Genomic DNA, 16113 nt, shown 5'->3' with positions numbered 1-16113 from the left:
TCGCCTGAGGCCCCGGCCTTCGCCGGGGCGACGAATAACGTCAAGCCGCCGCCTTCCGCGCCTGCTTCTTCGCCTCGTGCGCCTGCGCCGCTTCGCGCACCCAGGCGTTCTTTTCCCACGCCTCGCGGCGAGCGGTGATCCGCTCCTTGGCGACCGGGCCCTCGCCCTTCACGACCGAATAGAATTCCTCCCAGTCGATCGCGCCAAAGTCGTAGCCGCCCTTTTCCTCGTTCCACTTGAGATCGGGGTCGGGAACGGTCAGCCCGATGAACTCGGCCTGCGGCACGGTGATGTCGACGAACTTCTGGCGCAGTTCGTCATTGGTCTCGCGCTTGATCCGCCAACGCATCGACTGCGCGGTATTGGGCGAATTGTCGTCGGGCGGCCCGAACATCATCAGGCTCGGCCACCACCAGCGGTTGAAGGCGTCCTGCATCATGCGCTTCTGCTCAGGCGTACCGCGCGCGAGCTGCATGCTGATCTCATAGCCCTGGCGCTGATGGAAGCTCTCTTCCTTGCACACCCGGACCATCGCGCGGGCATAGGGCCCGTAGCTGGTGCGCTGCAGCGGCACCTGGTTCATGATCGCCGCGCCGTCGACCAGCCAGCCGATCGCGCCGATGTCGGCCCAGGTCAGCGTCGGATAGTTGAAGATGGTGCTGTACTTGGCCTTGCCCGAATGCAGCGCCTCGATCATCTGCTCACGGCTCGTACCGAGCGTCTCCGCCGCGCAGTAAAGATAAAGGCCATGCCCCGCTTCGTCCTGCACCTTGGCGAGCAGGATCGCCTTCCGCCGCAGCGACGGCGCGCGCGTGATCCAGTTGCCCTCGGGCAGCATCCCGACGATCTCGCTGTGCGCATGCTGGCTGATCTGCCGCGTCAGGGTGCGGCGATAAGCCTCGGGCATCCAGTCCTTGGGCTCGATGAACTCGTCCGCGGCGACGCGCGCTTCGAACGCCTCGAGCAGGGCGGGATCCTCGGCGGGGCCGATCGGCTGAACCTTGGCGCTGCCGGGCTTTGAGAGATCGGTGGTATACATGAGCCTTAGATAGCGATTGCAGGCCCTTGGTTCCACCCGGTCCTTTCGCCTAGAGCGCGCGGGTGCCTCTCCCCCGCGCCCGTGTCGTCACCTTGAACGCTGCCTTGGGGCCGCTCGACTATCGCGTACCCGATGGCATGGCGGTCGAGCCCGGCAGCGTGGTAATCGCCCCGTTGGGCCCGCGCCAGCTGGTCGGCGTGGCGTGGGAAGCCGAGCGGCTGCCGAGTGAAGAGGTGGGCGACAACCGCCTCCGACCGCTCGCCGGGCTGATCGACGTCCCCGTCATCCCCGCCCCACTTCGCCGCCTGTGCGAATGGACCGCGGATTATTATCTCTCGCCGCTCGCCTCGGTGCTGCGGATGGTGCTGCCGTCGTCCTCCGCGCTGGAAGGGTCGCGCCAGCTCACCGAATATCGCCTGACCGGCGAACGCCCCGGCCGTCTGACCCCGCAGCGCACCCAGGCGCTCGACCGGCTCGAAGGGCGACAAGGCACCATCCGCGAACTCGCCGCCCATGCCGAGGTCAGCGACGCCGTGCTGCGCGGGCTGGTGAATAGCGGCGCACTGGAGCGGATCCAGGTCGAGGCAGACCAGCCGCTCTCCTGCCCCGACCCCGATTTCGCCCCGCCCAAGCTCAGCGAGGACCAGCAGGCCGCGGCGAATAGCCTTGTCGCCTCCATCGGCGGCGGCTTCGATCCCGTCCTGCTCGACGGGATCACCGGCTCGGGCAAGACCGAAGTCTATTTCGAAGCCGTGGCAGAAGCCGTCCGTGAGGGCCGCCAGGTGCTCGTCCTCCTCCCCGAGATCGCCCTTACCCAGCCCTTCCTCAAGCGCTTCGCCGCCCGCTTCGGCTGCGAGCCCACCGCCTGGCACAGCGACCTCCGCTCCTCGCAGCGCCGCCGCGCCTGGCGCGGGATCGCCAGCGGCGAAGCGAAAGTGGTGGTCGGCGCCCGCTCGGCGCTGTTCCTGCCCTACGCCAACCTCGGCCTGATCGTCGTCGACGAAGCCCACGAAGCCTCGTTCAAGCAGGAGGATGGCGTCCAGTATCACGCCCGCGACGTGGCGGTGATGCGGGCGCGGTTCGAGGATATTCCGGTCATCCTCTCCTCCGCCACCCCGGCGCTCGAAACCCGGCACATGGTCGAAACCGGCCGCTACCGCGAACTGCAGCTCCGCGAGCGGCACGCCGGCGCGCAACTCCCAAGCCTCACCGCCCTCGACCTCACCGCCGACCCACCGCCGCGCGGGCGCTGGATCGCGCCGCAGCTGGTGACCGAGATCGAGGCCAACCTTGCCACTGGCGAACAGAGCCTCCTCTTCCTCAACCGCCGCGGCTTCGCCCCGCTGACCCTGTGCCGGACTTGCGGCCACCGCTTCCAATGCCCCAACTGCACCGCCTGGATGGTCGAGCACCGGCTGATGCGCCGCCTCGCCTGCCATCATTGCGGGCTGGTCATCCCGCAGCCCGAGGCCTGCCCCGAATGCGGCGACAAGGACAGCCTGGTCGCCTGCGGCCCGGGCGTCGAGCGCATCGCCGACGAGGTGCAGGCGCTATTCCCCGATGCACGCACCGCCATCGTCACCTCCGACACCATCTGGAGCCCGGTCCGCGCCGCCGAATTCGTCCGCCAGATGGAGGAGGGCGAGATCGACATCGTGGTCGGGACGCAGCTCGTCACCAAGGGCTACCACTTCCCCAACCTCACCCTGGTCGGAGTGATCGACGCCGACCTTGGCCTGTCCGGAGGCGACCTCCGCGCAGCGGAGCGGACCTTCCAGCAGATCAGCCAGGTCGCCGGCCGGGCCGGACGCGGCGGCAAGCCCGGGCGGGTGCTGGTGCAGACCCACCAGCCCGACGCCCCCGTCATCGCCGCCCTCGTCAGCGGCGACACTGAGCAGTTCGTTGCCGCCGAAACCGAATCGCGCCAAGAAGCGGGCATGCCGCCGTTCGGCCGCCTCGCCGCCATCGTCGTCAGCGCCGAGGACAAGGAAGAAGCCGAGCAGACCGCCAACCGGATCGGGCGCCGGGCGCCGCAGGTCGAGGGAATGGCGGTCTACGGCCCCGCCCCCGCCCCGCTTGCCATGCTGCGCGGCCGCCACCGCTTCCGCCTTCTGGTCCACGCCCGCCGCAGCCTCGACGTCCAGGACGTGATCCGCAAATGGCTCGGCGGGGTCGAATGGTCCGCAAAGGTCAGGGTCGCGGTTGACGTGGACCCCTATTCTTTCCTTTAATGCGGTAAATCGTTGGGAATCAGGGGTGTTCTAGTGCGTTTCCTGCTTACGGCCGCGACGGCGTTGATGGCATGCGCGGCACCTGCTTCCGCCCAGTGGCACCAGGCCAAGACCCGCCACTTCATCATCTATTCCAAGCAGACGCCGCCCGATCTCAAGGCCTATGCCGAACGGCTCGAGCGCTTCGACGCGGCGGTCCGCAAGGTCCGCGCGATGCCCGACCCCGACCTCACCGACGGCTCGCGCCTGACGGTCTACGTCCTCGATACGCAGCAGGCAGTTGAATCGCTGTCCGGCCAGCGCGGGGTGGCGGGTTTCTACCTTGGGCGCGCGTCCGGTTCGGTCGCCTACGTCAGTCCCGACAGTTCCGGCTTCGAGAACCGGCAGATGAAGCAGCCGGACCTCGTCTTCTTCCACGAATATCTGCACCACCTGATGCTGTCCGAGCAGAAGGGGCCGATCCCGTCGTGGATCGTGGAAGGCGGCGCCGAATTCTTTGGCACGGCGGTGATCGAAAAGGACGGGTCGGTGTCCTTTGGTGCGCCGCCCTACGGCCGCGGATCTACGGTCCTTGCCGATATCGGCTTCGACGCCAGGCAATTGCTGTCGCAGGCGCGTCCGCAGGACGGCCTTGACCAATTGTCGCTCTACTCGAAGGGGTGGCTTCTCAGCCACTACCTGACTTTCACGCCTGGCGGGCAGCAGAAGCTTGCGACCTACATGCGCGGCATCGTCGGCGGAAAGGCGCCCCTGGTCGCCGCCCAGGACGCATTCGGTGATTTGGGCGCCCTCGATCGCAGCATCGATCGCTACGCCGCCAACCGGAAGTTCAGTGCGATCCGCGTCGAGCCCATCCCCACCCCGGCCGTCGCCATCCGCGCGCTGCGCCCGGGCGAGGACGAGATCATGCAGTACAGGCTCCGCTCGGACCGCGGGATCGACGCGCAGAGCGCCCGCACGATCGTCTCGGCCGCGCGCAAGATCGGCGCGCGCTTCCCCGGCGACCCCTTCGTCCAAAGCTCGCTCGCCGAAGCCGAATATGACGTCGACAACTACCCCGGCGCGATCGCGGCCGCCGACCGCGCCCTCGCCGCCGATCCCAAGAACGTCCAGGGCATGATCTACAAGGGGATGGCGCTGGCCGAGATCGCCCGCAGGGAGCCGGCCAAGGCCGATTGGGCGGGAGTCAGAGGCTGGTTCATCAAGGCAAACCGCGCCGATCTCGAGAACGCCGAGCCGCTCTACCTCTACTATCAGACTTTCGCCTGGGCCGGGCAGCACCCCACCGCCGCAGCGATCAAGGGTCTGCATTACGCACAGGCGCTCGCTCCCCAGGACGATGGCCTGCGGCTGGCGGCCGTGCGCCAGCATCTCGCCGACAACAACAGCGCGGAAGCGTCCAACCTGTTCGGGACCATCGTGTTCGATGCTCACGGGCGAAAGATGCCCGCCATCACCAAGGCCTATGACGAGATGAAAGCCGGAAAGTCGAAGGAGGCGCTCGCCACCCTCGACGAGGGGGATAAGAAGAACAAGAACAAGAAGGGTCGCGGTTAGGATGCCATTCCGGCTCTTCATCGCCGTGGCGGTGGCTCTTTTCGCGGGCAGCCCCGCCGTCGCCGCCTGGCATGAGGCGCGAACCAAGCATTTCATCATCTATTCCGAGCAACGGCCGGCCGAGCTCAAATCCTACGCCGAGCGGCTCGAGCGCTTTGACGCGGCTGTGCGCAAGGTGCGCGGCTATGCCGACCCGCCACTGACCGATGGCGCGCGGCTGACCATCTTCGACCTGCCGTCGGTCGCGGCCGTACGGAAGCTGCTGCCGCGCCAGATGAACGCCGCCGGCTTCTATATCCCCCGCGCATCGGGCGCCGTCGCCTTTGTCAGTCGCAAGGATCTCGCGGCTGGCCAGACACTCGATTCAGACCAGCTGCTGCAGCACGAATATACGCATCACCTGATGCTGACCGATCCCAACAGCCCGCTGGCCGCCTGGCTGGTCGAAGGCACCGCGGAATTCTTCGGTACGGCCGTGGTCGAAAAGAACGGCAACGTGAAGATCGGCTTCCCGCCGCAAGGTCGCCAGACGACGATCCTCCGTGACCTCGGGTTCAGCGCCGGAGACCTCCTGTCCGGGGCCCGCGCCCGCACCGACATGGAGCGGAGTTCGATTTACGCCAAGGGCTGGCTGCTGACCCATTATCTCGCCTTCAACCAGGCGCGAAGCGGACAGCTGAGCCGCTATCTGGACGGGCTCGCACGAGGCGAGCCAGCGGCCACGGCCGCCCAGACCGCGTTCGGCGACCTGAAGCAACTCGACCGGGAGATCGACCTCTACGCCACGAAGACCTTCCCCGCCCTCGAGGTCCCGGCCGGGGCCCCGGAGGCGGTGGCCATTCGTCCGCTGACTCCGGGCGAATCGGCGATCCTGCCGGTCCGCATCCGGGTCGACCGCGGCTTGCGGCCGGCAGACGTCGAGGGCGTCGCGGCGCAGGCGCGCGAGATTGCCGGGAGCCACCCCGAAGACCCCGCGGTCCAGGCGGCGCTCGCCGAGGTGGAGCTGAGCGCCCGGCGCTACTGGCCCGCCATCACTGCCGCCGACAAGGCGCTCGCGCGGGATCCGAAGAATATCGGCGCGATGATCACCAAGGGCCGCGCCTTACTGGACGAGGCCCGCGGCAAGGGCGGTTCGGCCGATTATACCGAAGTGCGGCGCTGGCTGATCCGGGCCAACCGTGCCGACACCGAAAATGCCGAGCCGCTCTACCTCTTCTACCAAAGCTTCGTCGTGGCCGGTCAGAAGCCCACGCCCGATGCCATCAAAGGCCTTTACTACGCCCACCTGCTCGCCCCGCACGACATGGGCCTGCGCTTCAACGTCGTTCGCCAGCGGCTGACCGACGGCGAGATTCCCGCTGCGCTTCGCAGTTTCGCCCCGATCGTTGCCAATCCGCATATCGATATCGAAAAGCGCCCCAAGCTGCTCGAGGCCTTGCAGAAGATGCAGGCCCGCGACGCCGCCGGTGCGCTGGCCGCGATCGAAGAGGATTACCGGGCCGGCCGGGGCCGCTCGACCGACTAGGGCATCACCCGCCCGTCGACGTTCCCCGACGGCGAATAGCGGCAGACGAGGTAGGTCCACCGGCCGCCCGAGCGGATCGCGCAGCCGACGCGTGTGCTGCGGCTCGACACCATCTGCGTATAATGGCCGACGTCGATCCAGTTGCCGGTCGCACTGACCTCCGGGAACACGCCCGGGCGGAACAAGCGGCGCTCACCGATCCAGCCGCCGACCATCTCATCGATCCGGTAGGCGTTGACCGTTCCCATCCACAAATTCTCGCCCTGCCCCGGACGCGTGGCCTTGGGGCTATGTCCCCAGCGCCCGGTCCGGACCATCTCGTTGGCATAGGCATCGGCCGCCCCGGCCAGGCCGAAGTCCCATGCCAGCGGCGCGACGCGAAAGGCTGCGCGCTCGCGATTGTGGAGTGCCAGCGCCTGCGCTTCCCACGACTGGGCGGCAGCGGGAACGGTTGCCGGCAGCAGGGCCAGGGCAAGAAGTAGCGGGATTCGGCAAGACATCGAATTGATCCTTGCCGCACAACCTCTTAACCGGGAGTAGCATTAGCGCCGTTAGCGCCGAAATGATGCGCGATGCTGACAAGCCGCCGCCGTTAACTCGGCGCTCAAGGCCATCCCGCTGGACCAAAAGCTGCATCCAAGCGGCCGCCCCATCCGTCTAGGCAGGCACATGATCCTGATTCCCATCCTCGGCGACCAGCTCAGTCACGGCCTTGCCTCGCTCAACGGGGTCGAAAAGGCGGACGCCCGGCTGCTGCTGATGGAGGTGGCGGAGGAGACCACCTACGTCCGCCATCACAAGGCGAAGATCGTCCTCATCCTGTCCGCTATGCGGCACTTCGCCGACGAATTGCGGGCGGACGGCTGGCAGGTCGACTACATCCGGCTCGACGATCCCGACAACTCCGGCAGCTTTACCGGCGAGGTGACCCGCGCGGTCGAACGCCTTCGCCCCTCCTTCCTGCGCATCGTCGAGGCCGGCGAATGGCGGGTGCAGAAGGCGATCGAAGGCTGGTCGCAAAGCCTCGGCATTCCGGTTGAGATCGTCGCCGACGACCGCTTCATCTGCCCCCTCCCCGACTTCTTCGCCTGGGCCGCCAGCCGCCGCGAACTGGTGATGGAGAGCTTCTATCGCCAGCAGCGCCGCCGCACCGGACTCCTGATGGAGCCCGACGACACGCCGACCGGCGGCCAGTGGAATTTCGACAAGGACAATCGCGCCCCGCCGCCCAAGGGTCGTCCGTTGCGCGAGCCGCAGCGCTTTTCCCCGGATGCGATCACGCAGGAGGTGATCGCGCTGGTCGAAGGCCGCTTCCGCCATCATTTCGGAACCCTCGACGCCTTCGCCCTGCCGGTCACCGCGGCCGAGGCCCGCGCCCTGCTCGACGACTTCGTCAACGAACGCTTGCCGCGCTTCGGCACCTATCAGGACGCGATGCTCGAAGGCGCCGACTTCCTCTACCATTCGCGGCTGTCGACCAGCCTCAACTGCGGCCTGCTGACCGCGCTCGAAGTCTGCCAGGCCGCCGAGGCTGCCTATCGCCTCGGCACGGTTCCGCTAAACGCCGCCGAAGGCTTCATCCGCCAGATGATCGGCTGGCGCGAATATATCCGCGGCATGTACTGGCTGGAGATGCCGGGGCTCGACGAGGTGAACTTCTTCGGCAACACCCGCCCCCTCCCCGACTTTTACTGGACCGGTGCCACCGACATGGCTTGCTGCGCCGACAGCGTGCGCAACACCCGCGACAATGCCTATGCCCACCACATTCAGCGGCTGATGGTGCTCGGCAATTTCGCCATGCTGGCCGGGATCGACCCCTCGCAAGTCGCCGACTGGTATCTCGTGGTCTATGCCGACGCCTACGAGTGGGTCGAACATCCCAACGTTCTCGGTATGAGCCAGTTCGCCGATGGCGGTCGGCTGGGGACCAAGCCCTATGCCGGGTCGGGCGCCTACATCAACCGGATGAGCAACTACTGCAAAGGTTGCCGGTTCGACGTGAAGCAGCGGGTCGGCGAGGATGCCTGCCCGTTCAACGCGCTCTACTGGGACTTCCTCGACCGCAACGAGGCCAAGCTGCGCGGCAACCGCCGGATGTGGCAGCCTTATGCCACCTGGAACCGCTTCGGCGAGGAGACCAAGGCCGAGGTTCGCGCGCAAGCCAGGCGCTTCCTCGATAGTCTGGAGAGCGCCGCGCCAGGATGGGCCCGGGCCGTGCCCGGCAGCCCCTATGAGTAGCTGAAGGCGGTTTTCGCGGCCAAGGCCGGTACGCTCGGAGCCGGCTTGCGCGGTCCGAACCCGCGAACTGTCGGCGCGGCCCGCTCGCCAAAGGCCCGGCGCAAGGCCTGCTCCTCGATCCCGAAAGTCTGTGGATCATAGCGATGACCCTCATGCTCACTGGAACCCGCCAGGTAGCGCTTCATCGCCGTGGTCGTTTCCGCGGTTAGTGGCTCGCCCAGGAAGCGATACACGCGCTCCATCGCGCCGCGCCAATCGCCCGACACGTCCTCGTAGGGAAGATCGAACGCCGCCACATCACTCCGGCATTGCCGCGCCGCGTCCTGCCTGCGCTGCCGCTGCAGGGTTCGCTCCAGCCATTCGGCGCCGATCGCCTCGGCATCCACCGCGTCGCTGTGGATTCGGCGTTGCTCGAACACCAGGCTGGCGCTCGACGCCACCACCTTCAGCGGGTCGCGGCTGAGATGGATCACGCTGGCGTCGGGAAAGGCGTCGAACAGGGCGTCGGCCATGTCACCATAAGCCGGGCATTTGAGCACCCAGCGCTTCTCCCCCTTCGCGCCCCGCGCCCAAACATTCAGCCGCAGCAGGGTCGCCAGTTCCGCGACCACCGGCGACCAGTCGCGGGTTCGCTCGGCGGCGACCAGGTCCGGCACATGCCATTGCACCGCGGCCTGCGCGCTGGTCATCGAGAAGGACAGGTGGCCGAATTCCTCGTCGGGCTGGGTCGCCCCCGACGGATGAATCTGCTGCACCGCCGGGTTCAGGCTCCGGAGCAGCCGGTGGACGCACGCCGCCGCCACGATCCTGCGGCGATCGCCCCGCGCATAAGGGACCGGGAACAAGCCTTCGTAGAGGCGCGTCCAGGCAAATCGCCGGTCGCAGGCCAGCAGCCGCTGGACCCGGGTCGAGCCCGATCGCATCGGCCCCATGACGATGATCGGCCGACGGATCGGCATCTGCGCGATCTCGGGACGGCGCGCCAGCAGCCGTTCTGCCCGCACCCGCGCGGTTAGCAGCCCGACCAATTGTCCGTTGGCGATGATCCGGCCCAGCGGGCTAAGCGCCGCGCGTTGCTCCAACTGTTCGGCCAGCAGTGCGAACCACGGCCGCCAATGCTCGCCGCCGATCCGCTCGGTGCCGGTGCGGCGGCGCACGAACGCCTCGATCTCCTGCGGGTCGAGGGTCACCGGCGGGGCCTTGGCCGCTGCCCGATTGGCCCAGGCGAGAAGAGGAAGGGACGGGTTCAAGACAATAGGGGCAACGAACCTTGCGCCAGCTTTGTTTCGGCGGCGAGCAAGTCCTTCTTGCGCTCCAGACCGCCGGCATAACCGCCGAGCGATCCGTCGTTGCGCACCACCCGGTGGCACGGCACGATGATCGCGATCGGGTTCGCCCCGTTGGCGGTGCCCACCGCCCGCGTCGCATTGGCGTCGCCGACCGCCCGCGCGATGTCGAGGTAGGAGCGGGTCTCTCCCGGCGGGATGCGCCGCAGCTCGGCCCACACCCGCTGCTGAAAGGCAGTGCCCGAGACGTCGGTCGGCAACGCGGCGGCAAGCGCAGGATCCTCGATCGCCGCCAGTGCGGCCTTGATCAGCGGTGCTTCGCCATTCTCGACCAGCTCGGCCGCCGGATAGCGGCGCTGGAGGGCAGCCGCGTCCTCCTGGAAGCTGACCCGGCACAAACCGCGCTCGGTGGCGGCGATCAGCAAGGGGCCGAACTGGCAGTCCACCACAGCCCAATTGATGACCATCCCCTGTCCTCCCTTTGCCGGTCTGGCCGGCGCCAGGCCGAGCGACCTTGCATCCTCGTAGAAGCGGCTCGGCGCACTGTAGCCCGCATCATAGATCGCCTCGGTGACGCTGGCGCCCTCGGCGAGGCGCCGGTCCGCCTCGCCGAGCCGCCGGGCCCGCTGCCAGGCGGCAGGCGAGACCCCGACCTCGCGGGTAAACAGGCGCTGGAAATGGTGCGGCGCGTAGCCAACCGCGCTGGCCAGGGCCTCCAGGCGCAACGTTTCTTCCGCCTCCTCGAGCAGTCTAAGCGCCGCCGCGACCGCCTGCTTGTCGCGGGCGACCTCGTCGGGCTTGCAACGCAGGCAGGAGCGATAGCCTCGCTCCGCCGCCGACGCGGCATCGGCGTAGAACCGCACATGCTCCCGCCGCGGACGTCGCGCGGGGCAGGATGGCCGGCAATAGATACGGGTGGTCGTCACCGCGACCACGAACCGCTCGTCGGCAGAGCGATCGCGCCGCTCGAAGGCGTCCCAGGCTGACTGTTCGTCGATCATGAACACGCTTTACCAAAGCCGTGCCGACCGCGCGTCCCGAAAGTTGCGGTCAAAGCTTCACCTCGCCTTGTCCGTCCCTGCCCTTTAGCCCTGTCCGGATGTCGATCAGCATCCACCTCGGCGAACTCGACCAGGAGGACGTGCAGGCGCTGCTCGCCCTCCACGTCGCCGCCATGCACGCCCATTCCCCGCCCGAAGCCTGCCACGTCCTGCCCGGCTCCGCCCTCGCCCACCCGGCGATCACCTTCTTCACGGCGCGCGAAGCTGGCCGCCTCCTAGGGATCGGCGCGCTCAAGGAACTTGGAGGCGGAGAAGGAGAGATCAAGTCGATGCGCACCGCCCCCTCGGCCCTCGGCGGGGGCGTGGGCAGGACCATTCTTGCCGCCATCACCGCCGAAGCCCGCTCGCGCGGCTATTCCCGCCTGCTGCTCGAAACCGGCCGAAGCGAGCATTTCGCCGCCGCCAACCACCTCTACGACCGCGCCGGATTCACCGAATGTGGTCAGTTCGGCGGCTACCCGGCCAGCGATTTCACCCGTTTCCTGTGCTTGGAGCTGTGACCCGCCTTGCATCATTTCGGACCCCCTGCTAGGGGCGCGGCCAATCCGCAGGGGCGAGCGATCGCAAGGTCGCACACCGCCCCGCTTTGCATATATTTGACGGAGCTTTGGGCGCGTGGAGAATTCCGGCGGCATTCGGGCCAGCTTAGCGGGACGCTATGCGTCAGCGCTGTTCGACCTTGCCCGTGACGAGCGCCAGATCGACAATGTCGGTCAGAGCCTCGAACGGTTAAAGACGGCTCTGGCCGAATCGAAGGACCTGCAAGGTCTGGTGTCGAGCCCGCTGGTGTCGCGTGACGCCGCCGGCAAGGCGCTTGGCGCGGTCGCCCCGTCACTCGGCCTCGATCCGCTAACCACCCGCTTCATGGCGGTCCTCGCCAAGAACGGCCGCCTTCGCCAGCTGCCCGAGGTAATCCGCATCTTCGCGACCCTCGCCGCCGACCATCGGGGCGAGACCACTGCCGAAGTGACCACCGCCCGTCCGCTGCAGGACGATCAGGCGGCGGCGCTCAAGGCCCAGCTCGGCGCCCGCGTCGGGCGTGACATCCGCATCGACGCCCGCGTCGATCCTTCGATCCTCGGTGGCATCGTCGTCCGGCTCGGAAGCCAGATGATCGACGCCTCGATCCGCACCAAACTCAATACTCTAGCTACGGCTATGAAAGGCTGAACATGGATATCCGCGCCGCTGAAATCTCCCGCGTCATCCGCGACCAGATCGCGAACTTCGACGCTGACGCGCAGGTCTCCGAAGTCGGCCAGGTGCTGTCGGTCGGCGACGGCATCGCCCGCATCCACGGGCTGGACAATGTCCAGGCCGGCGAGATGGTCGAATTCGAGAATGGCGTTAAGGGCATGGCCCTCAACCTCGAGGCCGACAATGTCGGCGTCGTGATCTTCGGGTCGGACTCGAACATCTCGGAAGGCTCGACCGCCAAGCGCACCGGCACCATCGTCGACGTCCCCGTCGGCCGCGGCCTGCTCGGCCGCGTGGTCGACGCGCTGGGCAATCCGATCGACGGCAAGGGTCCGATCGTCACCGACCAGCGCAGCCGCGTCGAGGTCAAGGCGCCGGGCATCATCCCGCGCAAGTCGGTGCATGAGCCGATGCAGACCGGCCTCAAGGCGCTCGACGCGCTTGTGCCCGTCGGCCGCGGCCAGCGCGAGCTGATCATTGGCGACCGCCAGACCGGCAAGACCGCCGTCGCGCTCGACACTTTTATCAACCAGAAAGCCGCCCATCAGGGCACCGACGAGAACGAGAAGCTCTACTGCATCTACGTCGCGGTCGGCCAGAAGCGCTCCACCGTCGCCCAAATCGTCCGTGCGCTGGAAGAGAATGGCGCGATGGAATATTCCATCGTCGTCGCCGCGACCGCTTCGGAGCCGGCCCCGCTGCAGTTCCTCGCGCCCTACACCGGCTGCGCGATGGGCGAATATTTCCGCGACAACGGCATGCACGCCGTGATCGTTTACGACGATCTTTCCAAGCAGGCCGTCGCCTACCGCCAGATGTCGCTGCTGCTGCGCCGTCCGCCGGGCCGCGAAGCCTATCCCGGCGACGTCTTCTATCTGCACTCTCGTTTGCTCGAGCGCGCCGCCAAGATGAACGATGCCAACGGCAACGGTTCGCTGACCGCCCTTCCGGTCATCGAGACCCAGGCGGGCGACGTGTCGGCCTACATTCCGACCAACGTGATTTCGATCACCGACGGCCAGATCTTCCTCGAGACCGACCTGTTCTATCAGGGCATCCGCCCGGCCATCAACGTCGGCCTCTCGGTCAGCCGCGTCGGCTCGGCCGCGCAGACCAAGGCGATGAAGAAGGTCGCCGGCTCGATCAAGCTGGAGCTCGCCCAGTATCGCGAAATGGCTGCCTTCGCGCAGTTCGGCTCGGACCTCGACGCCTCCACCCAGAAGCTGCTGGCTCGCGGCGCCCGCCTGACCGAGCTTCTGAAGCAGGGTCAGTTCCAGCCGATGCCGATCGAAGAGCAGGTTGTCGCGATCTACGCCGGTACCCAGGGCTTCATCGACAACGTGCCGACCAACGACGTCACCCGCTATGAAGCCGCGCTGCTCAGCTACATGCGCTCGGACAAGCCGGAAATCCTGGCCAAGATCCGCGACACCAAGGCGCTGGACGACGAAACCGCCGCCTCGCTGAAGAGCGCACTGGGCGAGTTCGGCAAGCAGTTCGCTTGAGTTAGGTCCCTTCCCCTTGCGGGAGGGGAAAAGGAACCAAGATGGCATCGCTTAAAGCCCTCAAGATCCGCATCGGCTCGGTGAAGTCGACGCAGAAGATCACCAAGGCGATGAAGATGGTCGCCGCGGCCAAGCTGCGCCGTGCGCAGTCGAATGCAGAGCAGGGCCGTCCCTACTCGCAGCGCCTGTCCGACGTGGTCGCAAGCCTCGCCAGCCGGATCACCGTCGGTCCGCAGTCGCCGCGGCTGATCGCCGGCACCGGCGCCGACCAGCGCCACCTGATCGTGGTCGCGTCCAGCGATCGCGGCCTCGCCGGCGCGTTCAACACCAACATCGTCCGTGCGGTCCGCCGCAAGGCAGAGGAACTGGTCGCCGAGGGCAAGGACGTCCGCTTCTTCATCGTCGGCCGCAAGAGCCGTCCGGTCCTGACCCGCTTCTTCGGCGCCGATCGGATCGTCGGGCAGCACGACACGTCGGAAATGAAGAACCCGACCTATGCCGACGCACAGGCCGTCGCCGCCGAGGTCATGCGCCGGTTCGAAGCGGGCGAATTCGACGTTGCACACCTCGCTTACTCGAACTTCCGCTCGGTCCTGGCGCAGGAGCCGGCGGTCGATCAGATCATCCCAGTCAAGCCGCGCGCCGCGAACGATGCGGGCGTTCCGGCTGCTTCGGCCGCGGTCGAATATGAGCCCGACGAGGAAGCCATCCTGGCCGAACTCCTGCCGCGCAATGTCGCGATCCAGATCTACCGCGCGATGCTGGAAAACCAGGCCGGCTTCTACGGCAGCCAGATGACCGCCATGGACAATGCCACCCGCAATGCCGGCGACATGATCAATCGCCTCTCCATCCAGTACAATCGCCAGCGTCAGGCTGCGATCACGACCGAACTGGTCGAGATCATCTCCGGCGCCGAAGCGCTTTAACGAACACGACAAGGCAAGGAAGACAGCCATGGCCACCGCCGCCGACACCATCTTCACCCCGACGGGTACCGCTTCGAACCTTACCGGCCGCGTGGCCCAGGTGATCGGCGCGGTCGTCGACGTCTCCTTCGACGGCGAGCTGCCGGCGATCCTCTCGGCGCTCGAGACCGACAACAACGGCAACCGACTGGTCCTCGAGGTCGCGCAACACCTCGGCGAGAACATGGTCCGCACCATCGCCATGGACGCCACCGAAGGCCTCACCCGCGGCCAGTCGGTCCGCGCCACCGGTTCGCAGATCCGCGTTCCCGTCGGCCCCAAGACCCTTGGCCGCATCATGAACGTCATCGGTGAGCCGATCGACGAGCGCGGCCCTATCGGCAGCGACATGTCGGCCCCGATCCATGCCGATGCGCCGCTGTTCGTCGACCAGTCGACCGACGCCTCGATCCTGGTCACCGGGATCAAGGTCATCGACCTCCTCGCCCCCTACGCCAAGGGCGGCAAGATCGGCCTGTTCGGCGGGGCCGGCGTCGGCAAGACCGTGCTGATCCAGGAGCTCATCAACAACATCGCCAAGGGCCACGGCGGCGTCAGCGTGTTCGCGGGCGTCGGCGAGCGTACCCGCGAGGGTAACGACCTGTATCACGAGTTCCTCGAAGCCGGCGTCATCGCCAGCGACGCTGACGGCAACCCGATCAGCGAAGGCTCTAAGGTCGCGCTCGTGTTCGGCCAGATGAACGAGCCGCCGGGAGCGCGCGCCCGCGTCGCCCTGTCGGGCCTGACCCAGGCCGAATATTTCCGCGACGTCGAAGGTCAGGACGTGCTGTTCTTCGTCGACAACATCTTCCGCTTCACCCAGGCCGGCTCGGAAGTGTCGGCGCTGCTCGGCCGTATTCCGTCGGCCGTGGGCTACCAGCCGACCCTGTCGACCGACATGGGCCAGCTGCAGGAGCGGATCACCTCGACCAACAAGGGCTCGATCACTTCGGTGCAGGCGATCTACGTCCCCGCCGACGATCTTACCGATCCAGCGCCGGCCGCCTCGTTCGCCCACTTGGACGCGACCACCACCCTGTCGCGTGCCATCTCCGAGCTCGGCATCTATCCGGCGGTCGATCCGCTCGATTCGGTTAGCCGCGTGCTGACCCCGTCGGTCGTCGGCCAGGAGCATTACGAAACCGCCCGCGCGGTCCAGGAAGTGCTTCAGAAGTACAAGAGCCTGCAGGACATCATCGCTATCCTCGGCATGGACGAGCTGTCGGAAGAGGATAAGCTGACCGTCAGCCGCGCGCGCAAGATCCAGAAGTTCCTGTCGCAGCCCTTCCACGTCGCCGAAGTGTTCACCGGCATCTCGGGCAAGTTCGTCCAGGTCGAAGACACCGTCCGCTCGTTCAAGGCGGTGGTTCACGGCGAATACGACCATCTCCCCGAGAGCGCCTTCTACATGGTCGGCGGGATCGACGAAGCGGTCGCCAAGGCCGAGAAGATGGCTTCGGAGGCGTAACCAAGACTTCCCTCCCGCTTGCGGGAGGGGCTGGG

The 16113-nt window shown here is 67.1% G+C and carries 13 protein-coding genes; 9 read left to right on the top strand and 4 right to left on the bottom strand.

What is annotated here, in order from left to right; translation table 11 throughout:
* Positions 1 to 40: 40 nt before the first annotated feature.
* The gene (gene paaA / locus M1K48_RS01750) at positions 41 to 1039 is read right to left on the bottom strand and encodes a 1,2-phenylacetyl-CoA epoxidase subunit PaaA (RefSeq protein ID WP_249504173.1); all 999 of its coding nucleotides are present in this window, start codon (positions 1037 to 1039) and stop codon (positions 41 to 43) included.
* 62 nt (positions 1040 to 1101) lie between these two features.
* Here paaA and M1K48_RS01745 point away from each other — a divergent pair, with 62 nt between their 5' ends.
* The 3 genes from M1K48_RS01745 to M1K48_RS01735 are packed head-to-tail and all read left to right on the top strand — an operon-like array spanning position 1102 to position 6352.
* A complete protein-coding gene (locus M1K48_RS01745) occupies positions 1102 to 3270 on the top strand; it encodes a primosomal protein N' (RefSeq protein ID WP_249504172.1) in 2169 nt (722 codons plus the stop codon).
* A gap of 33 nt (positions 3271 to 3303) precedes the next feature.
* A complete protein-coding gene (locus M1K48_RS01740; protein WP_249504171.1) occupies positions 3304 to 4827 on the top strand; it encodes a hypothetical protein in 1524 nt (507 codons plus the stop codon).
* 1 nt (position 4828) lies between these two features.
* Positions 4829 to 6352 (top strand): tetratricopeptide repeat protein, encoded by a 1524-nt coding sequence (locus tag M1K48_RS01735; protein ID WP_249504170.1) that lies wholly within the window; start codon positions 4829 to 4831, stop codon positions 6350 to 6352.
* Here M1K48_RS01735 and M1K48_RS01730 read toward each other — a convergent pair.
* Positions 6349 to 6852, bottom strand: a complete 504-nt coding sequence (locus M1K48_RS01730; protein WP_249504169.1) for a CAP domain-containing protein — start codon at positions 6850 to 6852, stop codon at positions 6349 to 6351. The two genes, M1K48_RS01735 and M1K48_RS01730, sit on opposite strands and share 4 nt — an antisense overlap.
* 169 nt (positions 6853 to 7021) lie before the next feature.
* Here M1K48_RS01730 and M1K48_RS01725 point away from each other — a divergent pair, with 169 nt between their 5' ends.
* Positions 7022 to 8593, top strand: coding sequence for a cryptochrome/photolyase family protein (locus M1K48_RS01725; RefSeq protein ID WP_249504168.1), 1572 nt, complete (start codon positions 7022 to 7024; stop codon positions 8591 to 8593).
* Here the strand turns inward: M1K48_RS01725 and M1K48_RS01720 are convergent.
* Together M1K48_RS01720 and M1K48_RS01715 are read right to left on the bottom strand one after the other, a co-directional pair.
* The gene (locus tag M1K48_RS01720) at positions 8584 to 9783 is read right to left on the bottom strand and encodes a sulfotransferase family protein (protein WP_249504167.1); all 1200 of its coding nucleotides are present in this window, start codon (positions 9781 to 9783) and stop codon (positions 8584 to 8586) included. The genes M1K48_RS01725 and M1K48_RS01720 overlap by 10 nt on opposite strands.
* Before the next feature lie 56 nt (positions 9784 to 9839).
* Positions 9840 to 10880, bottom strand: a complete 1041-nt coding sequence (locus tag M1K48_RS01715) for a bifunctional transcriptional activator/DNA repair enzyme AdaA (protein ID WP_249504166.1) — start codon at positions 10878 to 10880, stop codon at positions 9840 to 9842.
* 98 nt (positions 10881 to 10978) lie between these two features.
* Here M1K48_RS01715 and M1K48_RS01710 point away from each other — a divergent pair, with 98 nt between their 5' ends.
* From M1K48_RS01710 to atpD, 5 genes are all read left to right on the top strand, one after another.
* Positions 10979 to 11440 carry a GNAT family N-acetyltransferase gene (locus M1K48_RS01710; RefSeq protein WP_249504165.1) on the top strand — a complete coding sequence of 154 codons (462 nt, stop codon included), beginning with the start codon at positions 10979 to 10981 and terminating at the stop codon, positions 11438 to 11440.
* 115 nt (positions 11441 to 11555) lie between these two features.
* Positions 11556 to 12110, top strand: coding sequence for a F0F1 ATP synthase subunit delta (locus M1K48_RS01705; RefSeq protein ID WP_249504164.1), 555 nt, complete (start codon positions 11556 to 11558; stop codon positions 12108 to 12110).
* Positions 12111 to 12112: 2 nt separating this feature from the next.
* Positions 12113 to 13642 carry a F0F1 ATP synthase subunit alpha gene (atpA, locus tag M1K48_RS01700; protein ID WP_249504163.1) on the top strand — a complete coding sequence of 510 codons (1530 nt, stop codon included), beginning with the start codon at positions 12113 to 12115 and terminating at the stop codon, positions 13640 to 13642.
* A 41-nt stretch (positions 13643 to 13683) separates the two neighbouring features.
* A complete protein-coding gene (locus M1K48_RS01695; RefSeq protein WP_249504162.1) occupies positions 13684 to 14571 on the top strand; it encodes a F0F1 ATP synthase subunit gamma in 888 nt (295 codons plus the stop codon).
* A 28-nt stretch (positions 14572 to 14599) separates the two neighbouring features.
* On the top strand, positions 14600 to 16078 hold the full coding sequence (atpD, locus tag M1K48_RS01690; RefSeq protein ID WP_249504161.1) for a F0F1 ATP synthase subunit beta: 1479 nt from the start codon (positions 14600 to 14602) through the stop codon (positions 16076 to 16078).
* The last annotated feature ends 35 nt before the right edge of the window (positions 16079 to 16113 follow it).

This window comes from Sphingomonas glaciei (assembly GCF_023380025.1).
GTDB lineage: Bacteria > Pseudomonadota > Alphaproteobacteria > Sphingomonadales > Sphingomonadaceae > Sphingomicrobium > Sphingomicrobium glaciei.
Note: the sequence above shows the minus strand (reverse complement) of the source record. Positions and strands in the feature narration are given on the sequence as shown.